Source organism: Pantoea sp. E956-1, from assembly GCF_982223955.1.
On sequence record NZ_CEUYZP010000002.1, the window covers coordinates 249217 to 266726 of the forward strand.

Sequence of the window (17510 nt, forward strand, 5' to 3'; positions counted from 1 at the left end):
ATTACCTGCGGCGTGCGTCCGGACGGACTAAATCAAAACGTTGCGCTTCGCTGATGCCGTAATAGGCGCTGGGGCCGCCCGCGCGCAGAATCGGCTCGGCTTTAGCGGTCTGATAAATGCCCTCTTCCAGCAGCGATTCATCGATGTGAATCGCCACCGCTTCCCCCAGCACCAGCCAGCTGTCGATCAGATTGCCGCTGGCATCCTGCAGCTGAATCAGTTGCGTCAGGCGGCACTCGAAGTTGACCGGGCTCTCTGCCACCAGACTGGCGCTGACCTGAGAAGCTGCCAGCGGCGTTAAACCGGCAAAGGCGAACTCATCCTGATCGGCAGGCAGCGAGGCGGAACTTTCGTTCATCGCTTCCGCCAGCGGACGGGTCGCCAGGTTCCAGACAAACTCTTTGGTCTCAGCAATATTTCTCACGCTGTCTTTCCAGCCGCTGCTGGCGAAACCGATAATCGGCGGATGATAGTTGAAGCAGTTAAAGAAGCTGTAAGGTGCCAGATTGCGCTGGCCGCTGCTGCTCACTGAGCTAATCCAGCCGATCGGACGCGGCCCGATAATGGCGTTCAGCGGATCGTGCGGCAGACCGTGACCAGCACGGGGTTGATAGGAATAGCGTTTCCGGGTCATAACTTCTCCAGCAGGGAATTTTATTTATCTTAGCCCGACAGCATCGCCCGACGGAATCGGAAAGAGGTAAGCGGATGGTGCGGGTTTATTTTCCGCCGCCTACAGCGTATTGTACGCGCGCCTGAATAATTGAGAGAACGTATGAAAAAGTCAGCCAGCACGTCGCCCTTCCACGCCCGCAATCGCCATCAGGGCGAATACGATTTTGCCGCGTTAACCGCTGCCCATCCGCCGCTGAAAGCCAAAGTCCGGCCCAATGGTTATGGCGTGCAGTCCGTGGATTTCGCGGACCCGGAGGCGGTGATGCTGCTGAACCAGGCGCTGATCAAACTATTTTACGACATCGACTGGCAGCTGGCTCCCGGCTCACTTTGCCCGCCCGTGCCGGGACGCGCCGATTATCTGCACTACCTTGCCGATCTGCTGGCGCTGGATAACAACGGCGTAATCCCGACGGCGGACGTTCTGGATATCGGCTGCGGCGCAAACTGCATCTATCCGCTGATTGGCGCTGCAGAATATGGCTGGCGCTTTACCGGCACCGAAGTCGATGAAGCCGCCATCAAAGCCGCTAACCGCATTGTTGCGGCCAATCCGCGTCTGACGCGCCAGATCCGTTTGCGTCGTCAGAAAAACAGCGATGCAGTGCTGGCTGGTGTGGTCAGTAAAACTGAATTTTTCAGTGCAGTGATGTGTAACCCGCCATTCCACGCCTCGGCAGAAGAGGCGGTATCGGGATCGCAGCGTAAGGTCCGCAATCTCGGACTGGATAAGAGTGCGCCGCTCAACTTTGGCGGCCAGCACAATGAGCTGTGGTATCCCGGTGGCGAAAAAGGTTTTATCGGCAAGATGATCGCCGAGAGCGTGGCGTTTAGTCGTCAGATCGGCTGGTTTACCTCGCTGGTGTCGCGCAAAGAGAACTTACCGGCGCTGGAAAAACAGCTGCAGGCGCTCGACGTGGCGGAGATGCGCGTGGTTAATATGGCGCAGGGTCAGAAGCAGAGCCGCTTCCTGGCGTGGAGTTTTATGCCTGTCGCCCAGCGCACTAAGCTGCTGAGTCGCCTGGGGAACTGAGGTGTTTTTCCCTGTCAGTAAACAGGGCGAATCTGACCGCAACGAATAAGCTCAACGCGCAGGGAGCGCGGTCAGAAGAGGAAAGCGTCCCGCGCCAGGGATGGCGCGGGCCGAGCATGTCAGGGATGACGGCTTTTGCGTCTTTCCGATCTGACCGTGTTCCCGGCGCAGGTACGGTCTTACAGCGGACCGGGCGAACGTTGTCAACAACCTTAAAGGGCCGCTTAGCGGCCCATTTTGATCAGGATACGTGCTGCAGGAATTCGCGCAGACGCTCGCTGGGTGGGTTGCTGATCAGGCTGTCGGGATCGCCATCTTCCGCAATCCGGCCTTTATCGATAAAGATCAGCCGTGAAGCCACCTTCTGTGCGAAGCCTACTTCGTGCGTCACAATCACCATCGTCATGCCTTCTTCCGCCAGATCCTGCATCACCTTCAGCACTTCGTGACGCAGTTCCGGGTCGAGCGCTGAGGTTGGCTCATCAAACAGCATCATCTTCGGCTTAACTGCCAGCGCACGGGCAATCGCCACGCGCTGCTGCTGACCGCCGGAAAGCTCAGACGGGAAGTGGTGCGCGCGCTCGGCGAGGCCCACTTTGCCCAGCAGCTCACGCGCCAGCTGGCGTGCCGCCTCTTTGCTGGCACCGCGCACACGGATAGGACCAAAGGCGACGTTATCCAGCGCACTCATCTGTGGGAACAGATGAAACTGCTGAAACACCATGCCCGCTTCCTGACGAATCAGGCGGTCGTCGACTTTCGGGTCATTGACGCGCAGACCATCGACAATCAGTTCGCCACTGGTGATCTCTTCCAGCTTGTTAATGCAGCGCAGCAGGGTTGATTTACCGGAACCGGATGGGCCGATAATCACCACCACTTCGCCCTGGTTAATCTTCAGGTCAATATTGTGCAGCACCTGGGTCTGGCCAAAATGCTTGGAGACATCTTTAAATTCAATCACAGGATTTTCACCCTTTTCTCAATGCGGCGCAGCACAAAGCTCAACACCAGCGTAATAACCAGATAGATAATCGCGACGGCGCTCCAGATTTCCAGCGCGCGGAAGTTACCGGCAATAATCTCCTGACCCTGACGGGTCAGTTCAGCCACACCAATAACGATAAACAGCGAAGTATCTTTGATGCTGACAATCCACTGGTTGCCCAGCGGCGGCAGCATGCGGCGCAGCGCCAGCGGCATAATCACGTAGCGCAGCGTTTCGCGGCTCGACAGGCCAAGTGCCAGTCCGGCTTCGCGGAAGCCCTTGTTGATCGACAGCACGGCACCACGGGTAATCTCGGCAATGTAAGCGCCGGAGTTAATCATGATGGTCACCACCGCCGCGCTGAAGGGATCAATGCGCAGGTCGGGGAACGCCATCGGCAAAGCAAAATAGATAAACATCACCTGCACCACGATAGGGGTGCCGCGAATGATTTCGATAAACACCAGTGCGATGTTATTGGTGATCCAGCCACCGTAAGCGCGGGCAAAGCCCGCAACCAGGCCGATGAAGAGGCCGCCAACCAGTCCAATAATTGAGATAATTAAGGTCAGTTTAGCGCCTTCAAGCAGCGCTGGCATGGCGGGCCAGATGACGCTCCAGTCAAACTCCATGGTGTCACTCCAGATATGTTGCGATGGAAAAAAGCAGGGAAAAAGTTTCCCTGCTGAAATCAGATAACGGGCAAATTATTATTTAGGTTCGGTGCCGAACCATTTTTTATAGAGCGTGTTGTAGGTGCCGTTCTCTTTCAGGGTTTTCAGTGCGCCGTTAACTTTTTCACGTAAATCGTCGCTGCCTTTCGGGAAGGCGATACCATATTGCTGCGCTTCAATGGAATCGCCTACCGCTTTAAAGCGACCTTTACCGGCGGTATGGATGAAGTAAAGGATGTTTGGCGTGTCATGCAGCACGGCGTCCGCACGGTTGGTGCCCAGCTCCATATAAGCGCTGTCGATATTCGGGAACTGACGCAGATCTTTAGATTTGATGTTGGCTTTCGCGTATTCCACGGAGCCGGTGCCGCTTTTCACTGCGACCACTTTACCGTTCAGATCGCTGATGCCTTTGATGTCGTTTTCATTGTTACGCACCATCACCTGCAGACCGCTTTTGTAATAGCCGTCAGAGAACTCAATCGCTTTTTTACGTTCTTCGGTAATGGTGATACCCGCCAGTGCCAGATCGACATTGCGCGTTTGCAGTGCAGGGATAATGCCGCTGAAGTCCATTGGCTTCAGGGTGTAATCGAGCTTCAGCTCTTTCGCAATGGCATCCCACAGATCCACATCGAAGCCGACATATTTATCACCCTGTTTAAATTCAAACGGAACAAAGGCGGTATCCGTGGCGACGACCAGCTTCTTGTCTGCTGCAGTGGAAGAGAGAGAGAAGGCCAGCGCCAGCGCGGCCACAGAAACTTTTAACAGTGACTTCATCATTTTTCCTTTTTTTACTACCAGGCGGCAGGGCCTGCGTTTGTGGCTTGTCATATGAAAGAATTATGCCAACTTTGCAAAATCTGCCAAATCAGAGAGTTAAATAACATAGCTGACACGATTTTGCAGTTAATTCTGCCATTGCACCAGTTTGGTGCCCAATTTTGGTGCGGGTGACTGTTTTGGTGCAAGCGGTAGTGTGCCTCAGATGTTAAGGCTGTGAAGCGGAGGAGGGAAGAACTGTTAACAGGGTCATAAAAATGCGGTAACACAGACGTAAAAAAGGCGGGTTTCCCCGCCTGATTGACTGCATTGAGTCTTATTCAATGTTGGCTTCGATGAACCACAGGAACTTATCCAGATCACGTGAAGCCGCAGTAAAGATGTCAGCGGTATCTTCATCTTTCACTTCAGAGATCGCTTTGCGGGTGTCATTCGCGACAACGCTGTAACGGTCTGCCAGCGCTTTCAGGTGATCCTGTACGCTATGAATATTCAGCGGATAACTCTTCAACGGAGTCGTATCGTTAACGACCTGCGTGGTGCCCAGCGCCACGCCACCCAGCTGAACCACACGCTCGGCAATAGTATCCTGATGATCGGTAATGGCAGTACGGAAGCCATCCAGCATCTCATGCACACCGATAAAATTAGCACCACGCATGTTCCAGTGCGCCTGCTTAGTGATCAATGACAGGTCAATAAACTCGACTACCATACGGTTTAACACCGCGATGGTGGCTTTTTTATCGTCTTCGGCCACATCATTACGGGTATAAATCAGGTCAGAAGATTTAGTTTTAACCAATTTAGCGGTACTCATCGTTTCAGTCCTCTCTTTGATGGTTGTCCTAATCAAGTACCGGATAAGTATAGCAGCGCTTTTCAGCTTTGCAGAAACGACTTTGTCGATGGATGAAATAGCGTGTGTCTTTACTCAAAGCAGATCCGGGCTAAGAAAGTTAATGCCATGTTAAAATATAAAATAAAGTAAATAGCTATTTAAATCATGTTGTTATTCTATTGTGTAAATAACTGGTAAGTGTCTGTGTCAAAATAGGCAGCGCAGGAAGGAGCGAAGATTAAGAATAATTCTCATGATGAGCATGATTATTATTTAGCCCCGCCAGCAGGCGGGACGGATAGCGTTTATTTTTGAATATCATCTGATAACTCAACGCTGTTTAACTGACTCTTTTTTGGTCGCATGGTCAGCGTTGAACCTGCCGAGGCGATGATGATCGCCAGCAGCGCCAGCCACTGTAACCCGGTCAGGGTTTCCCCCAGAAACAGCATGCCGGAAAAGGCAGCCATGGCGGGTTCCAGACTCATCAGCGTGCCGAAGATGCGCGCCGGTAAGCGGGTGAGGGCAACCATCTCCAGCGAATAGGGAATGGCGCTGGAGAGCAGGGCAACCATTAACGCGATCGGCATAACGGCCCATGTCCAGATGCCACTTTCTGCGAACGTCAGGCCCAGCGGTACAAAAATCACTGAGGCAATCAGCGACCCGATAGCCACTGTCGCCGGGCCATGTTCTGCGCCTGCCCGCTGTCCCGCCAGGATATAGATGGCCCAGCAGGCGCCTGCACTCACTGCCAGCGCCGCGCCCAGCGGATCAATCGCAGTCATGCCTGTTCCAAAAGGCAGCAGGAACCACAGACCAATCACCGCCAGTAACACCCAGACAAAATCAAGCGGCCGGCGCGAGCCGAATAGCGCCAGCGCCAGCGGGCCGGTAAATTCCAGTCCCACCGCCACGCCCAGCGGCACGGTACGAATCGCCAGATAAAACGTGAAATTCATTGTGCCCAGCGCCAGTCCATACATCAGCAGCGGCAGACGTTGCTCCCGGCTAAAGCGTAAACGCCAGGGTTTAAAGATGACACAGAGTATCAGGGTGCCAAAGCCCAGGCGCAGCGCGGTGATGCCGGTAGCGCCCACGGCAGGAAACAGGCTTTTCGCCAGCGACGCACCGCCCTGAAGCGACAGCATCGCAATCAGCAGTACGGCAATGGGCATCACTATCGGGGTAAGGTTTTTAGAAGCGGGAGAGGCAGACATCCTGTGTACTTTTCCTGGTCAGCAACGTAATGAGTCAGCCAGTGTAAAGGAAATAGCAGGCAAAAAATCATGAAATGGGGTTTTAAATTTGTCTCAACTGAGCGATTTTTGGCCAGAATCAGTGCCATTTAGGTAAAGAAATGTCAGGTTTTTTTAGGATTTAACTTAAAGAACAAAATGAGCACAAAATGATTATTGCAGAAAGATGACGGATTTTATAAGAAAAATGAATGACATAGGTTGTTGCATTAACTTCCTGTTACACCAAACATTCTGTTAGACAACAAAATCCGGGCAGAGTTTCTCGCTATTTTTTGTTATATTTTCAGCGTTGTCAGGAGAGAAGTATTTTCACATTTGAGGTGGTTATGAAAAAAATTGCATGTCTTTCAGCATTAGCCTGTGTACTGGCAGTATCTGCAGGTTCAGCAATGGCACAGAGCACCGTAACTGGTGGCTATGCTCAGAGCGACTATCAGGGCGTAGCTAACAAAGCTAACGGCTTCAACCTGAAATACCGCTACGAAGACGGTTCTAACCCACTGGGTTGGATCGGTTCATTCACCTACACAGAAAAAGATAACACCGATTCTGGCATTTATAACAAAGGCCAGTACTACGGTGTGACCGGTGGTCCTGCTTTCCGTCTGAACGACTGGGCAAGCATCTACGGTGTTGTGGGTATCGGCTACGGTAAATTCCAGCAGAACGATACTGCATCACGCGATAAAACTGATTCAAGCGACGTAGGTTTCTCTTACGGCGCAGGTCTGCAGTTTAACCCAGTTCAGGACTTCGCAGTTGACGTGGGTTACGAGCAGAGCCGTATCCGTAACGTTGACGTTGGCACCTGGATTGCTGGCGTAGGTTACAGCTTCTAAGTTTAGCTTAGCTGACCTGCCAAAAAACGGCCCCATGTGGGCCGTTTTTTATTGTGCTGGTTTTACCTCCCCCTTTCTCGTCCGCCCTTTCCCGGCTCAGCATGAACACTCAGGCTCATCAATAGCCATGCGTTTTAATGCCGCTGGGCAGCATCTTCTATCAGGATGTAAGAAAAAAGAGAACAGAAAGAGAAAGTGCGCCTCTCAGCCAGCGGCTAAAAGGCACTGACTCAGGATTCGCCGCGCCAGATCAGATTCTGACAGCGACGATCGGCTGACTTATGGCCCAGCAGTTTTTCCAGCAACATCAGACGCAGCGTGAACGGGGAACGCGTCAGCAGGCAGAGCCAGGATTTCATCTCCGTGGTTGTTTTCTTCTCAGCCTGGAAGCATTTGCTGCAATCTAAGCAACATTTCAGGGTGCTCATAGAATCACCTCCCAATCATTGTCGACGCGGTAGTCAGCAGCCTGCGGTGAGAAGCGTCATCATCACCGGAGCAATTGAGGATCAACAAGGATCTCTCTTTTGCTGCTTACATTATCATCAAATATAGCACTGGCTATATCGTTTAGCCAAGGCTATTGACGAAAAATTTGAGCTTCTTTGCGGCTGGTTTACAATGAGCGCAGCTAAATCCGTATAGCAGTGTCAGTACGGGAAATAATAATGAGGAAGCTGAATGAGTCGTCGTGCTAAAAGCGTGGTTTCTGCGCCAAAAGGACCACTGAAAGATATTGAAGAGCATGTCGAAGGTTTTCGGCAGGTGCGTGAAGCGCATCGTCGGGAATTAATTGATGACTACGTTGAGTTAATCTCTGATTTAATTGGTGAATTTGGCGAAGCACGTCAGGTCGACATGGCGGCCCGTCTGGGCGTTTCACAACCGACCGTAGCGAAAATGCTGAAGCGACTGGGCAGTGCCGGGCTGGTTGAGCAGGTGCCTTACCGCGGTGTCTTCCTGACCGGTGAAGGCGAGAAGCTGGCTGAGGAAAGCCGCGCCCGTCATCACATCGTTGAAAGTTTTCTGCTGGCGTTAGGCATCAGTCCCGAAACAGCCCGACGTGATTCAGAAGGTATTGAACATCACGTCAGTGATGAAACGCTGGCCGTTTTTAAGAAATTCTCAGAAACCCGTTAACGCTAAGGCGTACCCTCATCATGCCTCAACTGCTTCGATCTTTTTTGCATGACTCTATTTTGCATTTATTAATCGTGATTGGTGTGGTTCTGGCATTTCTGGCGGATTTTCGCTGGGCCGATCTGCCTGGCGCTGTAGACTGGCATACTATTATTACGCTCACCGGGTTGTTGATCCTGACCAAAGGGCTGGAAACCAGCGGCTACTTTGACGTGCTGGGGGGACGACTGATTGCGCGTTTCCGGCACGAACGTGCGCTGGCGCTGTTTATGGTGCTGGCTGCTGCGTTGCTCTCCACGTTTCTGACTAACGATGTGGCACTGTTTATTCTGGTGCCGCTGACGCTGACGCTGCGGAAGTTCTCTCACTTACCCATCTCGCGACTGATCATCTTTGAGGCGCTGGCGGTCAATGCCGGATCCCTATTGACGCCGGTCGGCAACCCGCAAAACATCCTGCTGTGGAGCCACGGCAAGCTTAGCGTTATTGCATTTATTGTGCAGATGCTGCCGCTGGCCGCCTGGCTGCTGTTGAGCCTGATGGTGTTAACCTGGTTCAGCTTTTCGAAGCGCTCCATTGATAAGCATGACAACCCGGAACAGCCGCAGTGGCAAAAGCCGCTTTTTATGGTCAGCGTGGTGTTGTACCTGCTGTTTATCGCCGGTCTGGAGCTGGAGATCACCGGCTGGATACTGTTGCTGATTCTTGCCACGTTCCTGGTGATGGCACGTCCGGTGCTGCAACGCATCGACTGGAGCCTGCTGGCGGTGTTTATCGCCATGTTTATTGACGTTTTCCTGCTGACGCGTCTGCCGGTGATGCAGGCTCACTTTGATGCGGTTTCTCATTTCGGTCAGGGACAGCTTTATTTGCTGGCAATTGGTCTGTCACAAGTCATCAGTAATGTACCGGCGACAATTCTGCTGCTGCAAAAAGTCCCGCCTGGCGAAGTGCTGGCCTGGGCGGTCAATATTGGCGGATTCGGCCTGTTGCCGGGTTCGCTCGCCAACCTGATTGCCTTGCGTATGGCGAAAGATCGGGCCGTCTGGTGGCATTTCCATCTCTTTTCTCTCCCTCTCCTTGCCTGGTCGATGGCCAGCGGCTGGCTGCTATTGCAGTTGCTCAACTAGGTCCGACGCATCCTGCTATCCCCAACAGGTGGCAGGATGTGCGCCATTTCTCAAGTTTCGTAAAGTTGCGCTGGATTTTGTCAGTTTCCGATATAAGGTTAACAGGACCTTTATGCCCGGGAATTAGGGCCTTAGCCAGTGATGGGAACTATGAGCGAGAATAAGCAACGCGATCCACACCAGCAGGACGCAGAGAATGCGACAGATAAAAGCCGTCAGTCAGAGGAAAATCAGGACAACGACCAGCAGCCTGAGCGTAAACGCCCCGGTAAAAAGCCGCTGATTATTCTGGCGGTAGTGGTGGTGATTATGCTGATTGTCGGCTTCTGGTTCTGGTTCACTACCCGCAATATTGAAACCACCGACGACGCCTTTACCGAAGGCGATGCCGTTACCATTGCGCCTAAAGCCTCCGGCTATGTCGTGAAGCTGCTGGTGAAAGATAACCAGCGGGTGAAGAAGGGCGATCTGCTGGTGGAGATCGATCCCAGCGACAATCGTGCCCAGCGCGAACAGGCTAATGCGCAGCTCGGTTTAGCTGTCGCACAGCTGCATCAGGCGCAGGCTCAGCTGGCGCTATCCAAGGTACAGTATCCGGCACAGCGCGATCAGGCGCTGGCGGATCAGGCGAAAGCGGAAGCGAATCTGATTAATGCGCAGGCGGATTATCGTCGCCAGCGCGGCGTCGATCCGCGTGCGACCAGTCAGCGTAATATCGACAGCGCGTCCGCGCAGTTACGTTCGGCGCAGGCGCAGTTACAAAGCGCGAAAGCACAGGTTGAAGTCGCTTCACAGGTTGCCCTGCAGATTCGTCAGCAGGAGACCAATGTTGAAGCGCGTCAGCAACAGGTTGAGCAGGCAAAGGCGCAGTTAAGCACGGCCGATCTTAATCTCTCCTATACCCAGGTTCGCGCGCCCTATGACGGGTTTGTCACCAAGCGTAACGTGCAGCTGGGCACACTGGTGCAGGCGGGATCGTCGCTGTTCTCGCTGGTCTCGCCTGAAATCTGGATCACCGCTAACTTCAAAGAGTCTCAGCTGCAACACATGAATCCTGGCGACAAAGTTGAAATCAGCGTCGATGCCTGGCCGGATATGAAGCTGGAAGGGCATGTTGACAGTATCCAGATGGGCTCGGGTTCACGCTTCTCGACTTTCCCGTCAGAAAACGCCACCGGTAACTATGTGAAAATCGTTCAGCGCGTGCCGGTGAAAATCGTCATCGACAAAGGCCTTGATCCAAACCATCCTCTGCCGCTGGGTCTCTCAGTTGAACCGAAGGTAACGGTGGAATGAGTACGGCGCAGAGCTGGAAACCCGCCAGTAATCCGTGGTTAGTGGCGATCACGGTAACACTGGCGGTGTTTATGGAGATCCTCGACACCACCATTGTTAACGTGGCGCTGCCGCATATCGCCGGTTCGCTCTCCTCCAGTTACGATGAGTCAACCTGGGTGCTGACCTCCTATCTGGTGGCGAACGGCATTGTGCTGCCTATCTCTGCGTTCTTCAGCCGACTGTTTGGCCGTAAACAGTTTTTCCTGATCTGCATCGTGATGTTTACCATCTGCTCTTTCCTGTGCGGCATCGCTACCGAACTGTGGCAAATCATTCTGTTCCGCGTGCTGCAGGGCTTTTTTGGCGGCGGATTGCAGCCGGTTCAGCAGTCTGTTCTGCTGGATTACTTCAAGGCGGAAGATCGTGGCAAGGCATTTGGGCTCTCCTCTATCGCCATTATTGTCGCGCCGGTGATTGGCCCGACATTAGGTGGCTGGATTACCGACAACTACAGCTGGCGCTGGGTGTTCTTTATCAACATTCCGGTCGGCGTGCTTACCGTGCTGGCGATCTATCAGCTGCTGGAAGATCCACCGTGGGAGCGTAAATGGGCCAAAGGTAAGCTGAAGATCGACTATATCGGCATCAGCCTGATTACCTTAGGACTGGGTTGTCTGCAGGTGATGCTGGATCGCGGAGAGGATGAGGACTGGTTTGCCTCGCACTTTATCGTGCTGTTCGCCATTCTGGCGCTGATTGGTATCGTCGGTGCCATCTACTGGCTGATGTATGCCCGTAAGCCAGTGGTCGATATCCTGGTGATGAAAGATCGCAACTTCTGGGTCGCCGGGCTGTTGATGGCGGGGATGGCGATGATTCTGTATGGCAGCTCCGTAGTACTGCCACAGCTGGCGCAGCAGGATCTGGGCTACACCGCCACCTGGTCAGGTCTGGTGTTGTCGCCTGGCGCGGTGCTGATTGTGCTGACCATACCGCTGGTGCTGAAACTGATGCCGATCGTTCAGACGCGCTACATCATTGCCTTTGGCTTCAGCTGTCTGGCCGTGGCGTTTCTCTACTCCGCCACCTTAACGCCCAATGTCGATTTCACCACGCTGGTGTTGATGCGCAGCGCACAGTCAATCGGGCTGGGTTTCCTGTTTGTCCCGCTGACGACTATCGCCTTTGTCACCATTCCGCAGCGGCTTAATGCTGACGCCTCGGCGCTGTTTACCATGTTCCGTAACGTAGCCGGATCGATTGGGATTTCACTCTCGACCGCTGCCATTACCGAGCGCGAACAGGTGCGGTCGGCGCACATGGTGCATAACATGACGCCGCTGAATGAGCCGTTCAACATTACGCTTCAGCACTGGGCACAGGCGATACGCGACTTTACCTCGGCGGTGGGCGATCCCGTCACGCTGGCAACCGGTCAGCTCTATCAGGAGATGATTGCGCAGTCGCGTATCCTCGCTTACATCGATGTCTTCTCAGGCCTGAGTATTGTCGCCCTGATTTTGATTCCATTTTGTTGGCTGCTGTCGCCGATTAAGAGCGAAGGCAGTGCAGGAGCACACTAACATGAAGGTTTTTTACTCTCATCGCCTGAAACCCCTGAGTTTACTGCTGGCCCTCGGGCTGGCGGGCTGCGCCGTCGGACCTGACTATCAGGTGCCGAAACCTGCCGTGCCGGGTGGTTACAACACTCTGGATTCGCAGGAGGCGTCAAAGCCACAAAATGCCGCGATTAATTCACGCTGGTGGCGCAGCTTCAATGATCCGCAACTCGACAGTCTGATTGAGCGGGCGATTGCGGGCAACCTGAGCCTGCAGCAGACGGTGCTGCGCATTGCCGGGGCACGTGAACAGCTGACGCAGGCGCAGGGCAGTCTGTTCCCCACCCTGGGCGGTTCAGCCAAAGTGACGCGTCAGCAGCTTGGGCTGGAAGGCTTGCTGAAATCCAATGGCGCAACCGATCAGCTCGACAGCAACGTTGCCAGCCAGCTCAATGGATTGACGCAGCCGGTTAACCTCTATCAGGGCAGCTTCGATGCCAGCTGGGAGCTGGACCTGTGGGGCAAAGTGCGCCGTCAGGTTGAGGCTGCCAATGCCCAGCAGCAGGCAGCGATAGAACAGCGCAATGATGCGCTGGTCTCACTGGAGGCCGAAGTAGCGCGTGCCTGGCTGCAATTGCGTGGCGCGCAGAGCACGATTCAGACGCTGCAACAGCAGATTGAGGTGGCGCAGCAGACGACTGAGCTGACCCAAAGCCAGCAGCGTAATGGCCTGGCCCCACTGACCGATGTGGAAAATGCCCGTGCCCAGCTCAGCACGCTGCAGGCGCAACTACCGCAGTATCAGTCGCAGGCGCGGCAGGCGATGAATGGGTTAGCGGTGCTGCTCGGCAAAACACCGGGCGCGCTGGATGCTGAACTCAGTACGCCAAAAGCGTTACCGCCGCTGCCGCAGTTTGTTCCGGTGGGCATTCCTTCCACGCTGGCACGCCGTCGTCCTGATATTCGTCAGGCTGAAGCGACGCTGCATGCACAAACCGCTGAGATTGGGGTTTCTGTCGCGCAACTTTTCCCGAGCCTGTCACTGACCGGCCAGCTGGGTGTGCGCAACACCGATGTCAGCTATCTGGATAACTGGAGCAGCCATTTCTACAGTTATGGCCCGTCGTTATCGATTCCGATTTTCCAGGGCGGACAGCTGGTGTCGAGCGTGAAGTTAGCGCGGGCGCAGCAGGCCAGTGCTGCGCTGGATTATCGTCAGACAGTGCTGACGGCGTTGCAGGATGTGGAGAATGCGCTGGTCAGCTATCGCGCCGATCAGCAGCGGGTCACCGCGCTGGATGAGACAACCGGTGCGCTTCAGCGCGCCTTTGATCTCGCCAGCGACAGTTATCGTCAGGGGCTCTCGACCTTCCTGGAGGTGCTGGATGCGCAGCGTCAGCTGGCGCAGGCAGAGGAGCAGGCGACACAGGCGCGGATGCAGAGCGCACTCGATTTAGTGGCGCTTTATAAAGCGCTGGGCGGCGGCTGGGAAACATATCAGAACGTTGAGATGCCGCAATATCCGGTATTTGGTCCGGCCACGCAGGCTAATTAGTTATCCGGCGGTCGCTGCCTTCGTGCAGGACCGCCTTAGTTCTTCCTCAGTAGCGTTAAATCAGTGACTGTCTTTCTCGCAATGTTGTTCATCATGATCTAACCCATTGAAAAAATAGATATCTCAGCGTTACTGTGCCAGGTTCAGGCAGCAGGAAATAAAACATCGGTAACCACAGGGTTATTATCAGCGCCACCGGCTAGCGATTATTTTCAGGCTGTCTGCATATCCCATACTCCGATTTTTGCACTGCGTCACCTTTCTGAATTATTTCTTCACCGGTTTTTTAAGGCAACTTACTGCTGAACGCGTGGCGATACACGCGGCTATTCACCAGGCGGAGCCGGGCACAATGGTTATTGCGCAGCTAAGCGATCTGCGAATAATCCGACTCTGCTGCACGTTGCAGCGGCAAAAATGGTTAACAGAGGACAAAGGGCATAATTAAAAAAACCACCAGCGCGTTAATTCTTTTGCGCTATTTAACGGTGCCCGGGGCGGATTTTTTAGCATAATCTGTAAGCTGGTGTGACAGTGATCGCGAGCCGGGCTCATTTTTAATCTGTTATCCCGGGCCCGTCATGGTAAATAATGATGTTCATAGCCCGCATTTAGTGGATAGGGTTAACAGCCTTCTGCCGGGATAATCTTCCTGAAATCGTTTTCAACTCCTGAGTAAAAGTGCGATTTGTTGTTAATTCAGCGTTAATAAAAGGCCAGACACGCCCGTTTTTAATAGCTCTGTTTCAGCTGAATTAATACTTAGGAATTATCTGTAGCGTAAAAATAATTTATTTTTTTATTTGAATTAGGTAGTCTTGGCGCTACAGTTTTATTAACCCCCCTTAATCAAGGACATTGTGATGAGTGACGCATTTAAGGTACTGAACAATATTCGCACATTACGTGCCCAGGCTCGTGAACTGCCACTGACCGATCTTGAAGAGATCCTGGAAAAATTAACCGTTGTTGTTACTGAGCGCCGTGAAGAAGCAGAAGCGGAAGAGACGCAGAATCGCGAAAAAGAAGAAAAGCTTTCTAAATATCGCGAAATGCTGCTGGCTGACGGCATCGACCCTAATGAATTATTAGGTGCACTGGAAAGCGGAAAAAAACGCACCAAGCGTGCGCCGCGTCCGGCTAAATATTCTTACACCGACGAAAATGGTGAGCAGAAATCCTGGACTGGCCAGGGCCGTACCCCGGCAGCGATTAAAAAAGCGCTGGATTCCGGTAAAAGCCTGGACAGCTTCCTGATCGATTGATCAACACAATCCTTGTAAGTGGGAGCCGGGGGGCCATTATGGCCCTCCGGCTTTTTTATTTCTGCCGGGATATCAATCACCCCGCAAGGAATCCACGGCTGACGCTGGCGTGCGCTGCGTCACATCTGGCATAATAGCCGCCGTTTTTTCATCCATTCTCTTCACAAAGGTCAATGCCGTGTTAGTTAGCAGCAATATCACCATGCAGTTTGGCAGCAAGCCACTGTTCGAAAATATCTCCGTTAAGTTTGGCGGCGGTAATCGTTACGGTTTAATCGGTGCGAACGGCAGCGGAAAATCCACCTTCATGAAGATTTTGGGTGGCGATCTGGTGCCTTCAGGGGGCAATGTCTCTTACGATCCCAATGAGCGCATTGGTAAGTTGCGTCAGGATCAGTTCGCCTTTGAACAATTCAGCGTGCTGGACACCGTGATCATGGGACACCATGAATTATGGGAAGTGAAGCAGGAGCGCGACCGTATTTATTCGTTGCCAGAAATGAGCGAAGAAGAAGGGTATAAAGTCGGCGATCTTGAGGCACTTTACGGTGAGATGGACGGCTACAGCGCCGAGTCTCGTGCCGGTGAGTTATTACTCGGCGTCGGTATTCCGGTTGAGCAGCATTATGGCCCGATGAGCGAAATTGCGCCGGGCTTTAAATTACGTGTGCTGCTGGCGCAGGCACTGTTTTCTAATCCCGATATTTTGTTACTCGACGAACCGACGAACAACCTGGACATCGATACTATTCGCTGGCTGGAGCAGGTGCTGAACGAGCGTGACAGCACCATGATTATCATTTCGCATGACCGTCACTTCCTTAATATGGTCTGTACGCACATGGCTGATTTGGATTATGGCGAGCTGCGGGTTTATTCCGGTAATTATGACGAATATATGACCGCGGCGACCCAGGCGCGTGAACGTTTGTTATCCGATAATGCCAAGAAAAAAGCGCAGATTGCTGACTTACAATCGTTCGTCAGTCGTTTTAGCGCCAACGCCTCTAAATCGCGTCAGGCGACATCACGCGCTAAACAGATGGATAAAATTAAACTGGATGAAGTGAAAGCCTCCAGTCGTCAGAACCCGTTTATCCGCTTTGAGCAGGACAAGAAGTTGTTCCGTAATGCCCTGGAAGTGGAAGGTTTGACCAAAGGATTTGATAACGGCCCGCTGTTTAAGAATTTAAATCTGCTGCTGGAAGTGGGTGAGAAACTGGCGGTGATCGGTGCTAACGGTATCGGTAAATCAACACTGCTGAAATCGCTGGTGGGTCAGCTGACGCCAGATAACGGCAGCGTTAAATGGTCAGAGAATGCGCGTATTGGTTATTACGCTCAGGATCACGCTGACGATTTTGCCAATGACCTGACGGTATTTGACTGGATGAGTCAGTGGAAACAGCCTGGCGATGATGAGCAGACCATTCGCGGTATTCTGGGTCGTCTGCTGTTTTCACAGGATGATATTAAGAAGCCGGCCAAAGTGCTTTCCGGTGGAGAGAAGGGTCGTATGCTGTTCGGTAAGCTGATGATGGAAAAACCGAACATTCTGATTATGGATGAGCCGACCAACCACCTCGATATGGAGTCGATCGAATCGCTCAATATGGCGCTGGAGATGTACGAAGGCACCCTGGTGTTTGTTTCACACGACCGTGAATTTGTCAGCTCGCTGGCAACCCGCGTGATAGAGCTGAAAGCAGACCGCGTGGTGGACTTCACCGGTAATTACGAAGATTACCTGCGGAGTCAGGGTATCGTCTGATTGAAACGGGGTGGCGCAGGCCACCCCGTTTTTTTTGGTGCTGATGATTAGTTTTATTATTTTTGAGGCTTTAGGGTCTGTTGGTTCAGCACGTGCTTCAGGGAGCATACGCCTTTCGCAAAGACGCAAAAGCACCATCCATGGCGGCTCAGCGCGGGCGATTACGCACCTCATCCCTGAGGTGCGCCCGTAGCCGGGCCAACGCTTTGCGTTGTTCAAAAACGCTCCCGGCGTTTTTGTCCGTGGCCCGCGATGCTCTGCTACAGGCGTATGCTCCCTTCGCTTTAAGTTCTGAGCTGTCTGGAGGGGGTGACGGTGCGGGCTTTACGTTTTAGGCTGTTGGGTCTGTTGGTTCAGAACGGGCTTCAGGGAGCATACACCTTCCGCAAAGACGCAAAAGCGCCATCCATGGCGACTCAGCGCGGGCCATCCGTGGCCCGCGATGCTTTGCTACAGGCGTATGCTCCCTTCGCTTTAAGTTCTGAGCTGTCTGAAAGGGGGGACGGTGCGGGCTTTCCGTTTTGAGGCTGTAGGGTTTTTGGGATCAGCACGGGCTATCCGTGGCCCGCAATGCTTTTCTACAGGCGTATGCTCCCATCACTTTGTCTTCTGATAAAGCCTGCTCGGGGATTATCTGACAGCAACGCATATGCTTAAGGCGCAGGGAACATGGTCAGAGGAGGAAAGCGTCCCGCGCCATGGATGGCGCGGGCC

General features: G+C 53.2%; 16 protein-coding genes. 9 read left to right on the forward strand and 7 right to left on the reverse strand.

The window, feature by feature from the left end; genetic code table 11:
• Nucleotide 1: 1 nt before the first annotated feature.
• Complete coding sequence (locus tag AC0T7J_RS08660; protein WP_010254320.1) at nt 2-634, reverse strand: flavin reductase family protein; 633 nt, start codon at nt 632-634, stop codon at nt 2-4.
• A gap of 141 nt (nt 635-775) precedes the next feature.
• Here AC0T7J_RS08660 and rlmF point away from each other — a divergent pair, with 141 nt between their 5' ends.
• Nucleotides 776-1708: a 23S rRNA (adenine(1618)-N(6))-methyltransferase RlmF gene (rlmF, locus tag AC0T7J_RS08665; protein WP_473793502.1), complete on the forward strand. Its 933-nt coding sequence runs from the start codon at nt 776-778 to the stop codon at nt 1706-1708.
• Nucleotides 1709-1949: 241 nt separating this feature from the next.
• Here the strand turns inward: rlmF and glnQ are convergent, their stop codons facing one another.
• From glnQ to rhtA, 5 genes are all read right to left on the reverse strand, one after another.
• Entirely contained in the window at nt 1950-2672 is a 723-nt protein-coding gene (gene glnQ / locus AC0T7J_RS08670) for a glutamine ABC transporter ATP-binding protein GlnQ (RefSeq protein ID WP_010254327.1), read from the reverse strand.
• Nucleotides 2669-3328: a glutamine ABC transporter permease GlnP gene (glnP, locus tag AC0T7J_RS08675; RefSeq protein ID WP_022625976.1), complete on the reverse strand. Its 660-nt coding sequence runs from the start codon at nt 3326-3328 to the stop codon at nt 2669-2671. The genes glnQ and glnP overlap by 4 nt, the downstream gene beginning before the upstream one ends.
• A 78-nt stretch (nt 3329-3406) precedes the next feature.
• A complete protein-coding gene (gene glnH / locus AC0T7J_RS08680; RefSeq protein WP_010254333.1) occupies nt 3407-4153 on the reverse strand; it encodes a glutamine ABC transporter substrate-binding protein GlnH in 747 nt (248 codons plus the stop codon).
• A gap of 319 nt (nt 4154-4472) precedes the next feature.
• Nucleotides 4473-4976 carry a DNA starvation/stationary phase protection protein Dps gene (gene dps / locus AC0T7J_RS08685; protein WP_473793504.1) on the reverse strand — a complete coding sequence of 168 codons (504 nt, stop codon included), beginning with the start codon at nt 4974-4976 and terminating at the stop codon, nt 4473-4475.
• Between the two features lie 326 nt (nt 4977-5302).
• Nucleotides 5303-6217, reverse strand: a complete 915-nt coding sequence (gene rhtA / locus AC0T7J_RS08690; RefSeq protein ID WP_473793506.1) for a threonine/homoserine exporter RhtA — start codon at nt 6215-6217, stop codon at nt 5303-5305.
• Between the two features lie 368 nt (nt 6218-6585).
• Here rhtA and ompX point away from each other — a divergent pair, with 368 nt between their 5' ends.
• Entirely contained in the window at nt 6586-7098 is a 513-nt protein-coding gene (gene ompX, locus AC0T7J_RS08695; protein ID WP_473793508.1) for an outer membrane protein OmpX, read from the forward strand.
• A gap of 230 nt (nt 7099-7328) precedes the next feature.
• On the opposite strand, the gene AC0T7J_RS08700 is transcribed toward ompX, so the two are convergent.
• Entirely contained in the window at nt 7329-7526 is a 198-nt protein-coding gene (locus tag AC0T7J_RS08700) for a hypothetical protein (RefSeq protein ID WP_473793510.1), read from the reverse strand.
• Nucleotides 7527-7779: 253 nt separating this feature from the next.
• Here AC0T7J_RS08700 and mntR point away from each other — a divergent pair, with 253 nt between their 5' ends.
• From mntR to AC0T7J_RS08735, 7 genes are all read left to right on the forward strand, one after another.
• A complete protein-coding gene (gene mntR, locus AC0T7J_RS08705) occupies nt 7780-8238 on the forward strand; it encodes a manganese-binding transcriptional regulator MntR (RefSeq protein ID WP_010254350.1) in 459 nt (152 codons plus the stop codon).
• Between the two features lie 20 nt (nt 8239-8258).
• A complete protein-coding gene (locus AC0T7J_RS08710) occupies nt 8259-9368 on the forward strand; it encodes an SLC13 family permease (RefSeq protein WP_473793512.1) in 1110 nt (369 codons plus the stop codon).
• Nucleotides 9369-9518: 150 nt separating this feature from the next.
• The gene (locus AC0T7J_RS08715; RefSeq protein WP_473793514.1) at nt 9519-10664 is read left to right on the forward strand and encodes an HlyD family secretion protein; all 1146 of its coding nucleotides are present in this window, start codon (nt 9519-9521) and stop codon (nt 10662-10664) included.
• The gene (locus AC0T7J_RS08720) at nt 10661-12229 is read left to right on the forward strand and encodes a DHA2 family efflux MFS transporter permease subunit (protein ID WP_010254360.1); all 1569 of its coding nucleotides are present in this window, start codon (nt 10661-10663) and stop codon (nt 12227-12229) included. Before AC0T7J_RS08715 ends, AC0T7J_RS08720 begins: the two co-directional genes overlap by 4 nt.
• A 1-nt stretch (nt 12230) precedes the next feature.
• Nucleotides 12231-13760, forward strand: a complete 1530-nt coding sequence (locus tag AC0T7J_RS08725; RefSeq protein WP_473793516.1) for an efflux transporter outer membrane subunit — start codon at nt 12231-12233, stop codon at nt 13758-13760.
• 863 nt (nt 13761-14623) lie between these two features.
• Nucleotides 14624-15025 carry an H-NS family histone-like protein gene (locus tag AC0T7J_RS08730; protein ID WP_003850507.1) on the forward strand — a complete coding sequence of 134 codons (402 nt, stop codon included), beginning with the start codon at nt 14624-14626 and terminating at the stop codon, nt 15023-15025.
• Nucleotides 15026-15203: 178 nt separating this feature from the next.
• Complete coding sequence (locus AC0T7J_RS08735; protein ID WP_010254366.1) at nt 15204-16796, forward strand: ABC-F family ATPase; 1593 nt, start codon at nt 15204-15206, stop codon at nt 16794-16796.
• Nucleotides 16797-17510: the final 714 nt, after the last annotated feature.

Bases quoted from the DNA above. Each gene is read 5' to 3' on its own strand.
- glnH (WP_010254333.1), bottom strand. From the start codon at position 4,153: ATGAAGTCACTGTTAAAAGTTTCTGTGGCCGCGCTGGCGCTGGCCTTC.
- mntR (WP_010254350.1), top strand. From the start codon at position 7,780: ATGAGTCGTCGTGCTAAAAGCGTGGTTTCTGCGCCAAAAGGACCACTG.
- rhtA (WP_473793506.1), bottom strand. From the start codon at position 6,217: ATGTCTGCCTCTCCCGCTTCTAAAAACCTTACCCCGATAGTGATGCCC.
- rlmF (WP_473793502.1), top strand. From the start codon at position 776: ATGAAAAAGTCAGCCAGCACGTCGCCCTTCCACGCCCGCAATCGCCAT.
- AC0T7J_RS08660 (WP_010254320.1), bottom strand. From the start codon at position 634: ATGACCCGGAAACGCTATTCCTATCAACCCCGTGCTGGTCACGGTCTG.
- AC0T7J_RS08720 (WP_010254360.1), top strand. From the start codon at position 10,661: ATGAGTACGGCGCAGAGCTGGAAACCCGCCAGTAATCCGTGGTTAGTG.
- ompX (WP_473793508.1), top strand. From the start codon at position 6,586: ATGAAAAAAATTGCATGTCTTTCAGCATTAGCCTGTGTACTGGCAGTA.
- AC0T7J_RS08710 (WP_473793512.1), top strand. From the start codon at position 8,259: ATGCCTCAACTGCTTCGATCTTTTTTGCATGACTCTATTTTGCATTTA.
- dps (WP_473793504.1), bottom strand. From the start codon at position 4,976: ATGAGTACCGCTAAATTGGTTAAAACTAAATCTTCTGACCTGATTTAT.
- AC0T7J_RS08730 (WP_003850507.1), top strand. From the start codon at position 14,624: ATGAGTGACGCATTTAAGGTACTGAACAATATTCGCACATTACGTGCC.
- glnP (WP_022625976.1), bottom strand. From the start codon at position 3,328: ATGGAGTTTGACTGGAGCGTCATCTGGCCCGCCATGCCAGCGCTGCTT.
- AC0T7J_RS08700 (WP_473793510.1), bottom strand. From the start codon at position 7,526: ATGAGCACCCTGAAATGTTGCTTAGATTGCAGCAAATGCTTCCAGGCT.
- AC0T7J_RS08715 (WP_473793514.1), top strand. From the start codon at position 9,519: ATGAGCGAGAATAAGCAACGCGATCCACACCAGCAGGACGCAGAGAAT.
- AC0T7J_RS08725 (WP_473793516.1), top strand. From the start codon at position 12,231: ATGAAGGTTTTTTACTCTCATCGCCTGAAACCCCTGAGTTTACTGCTG.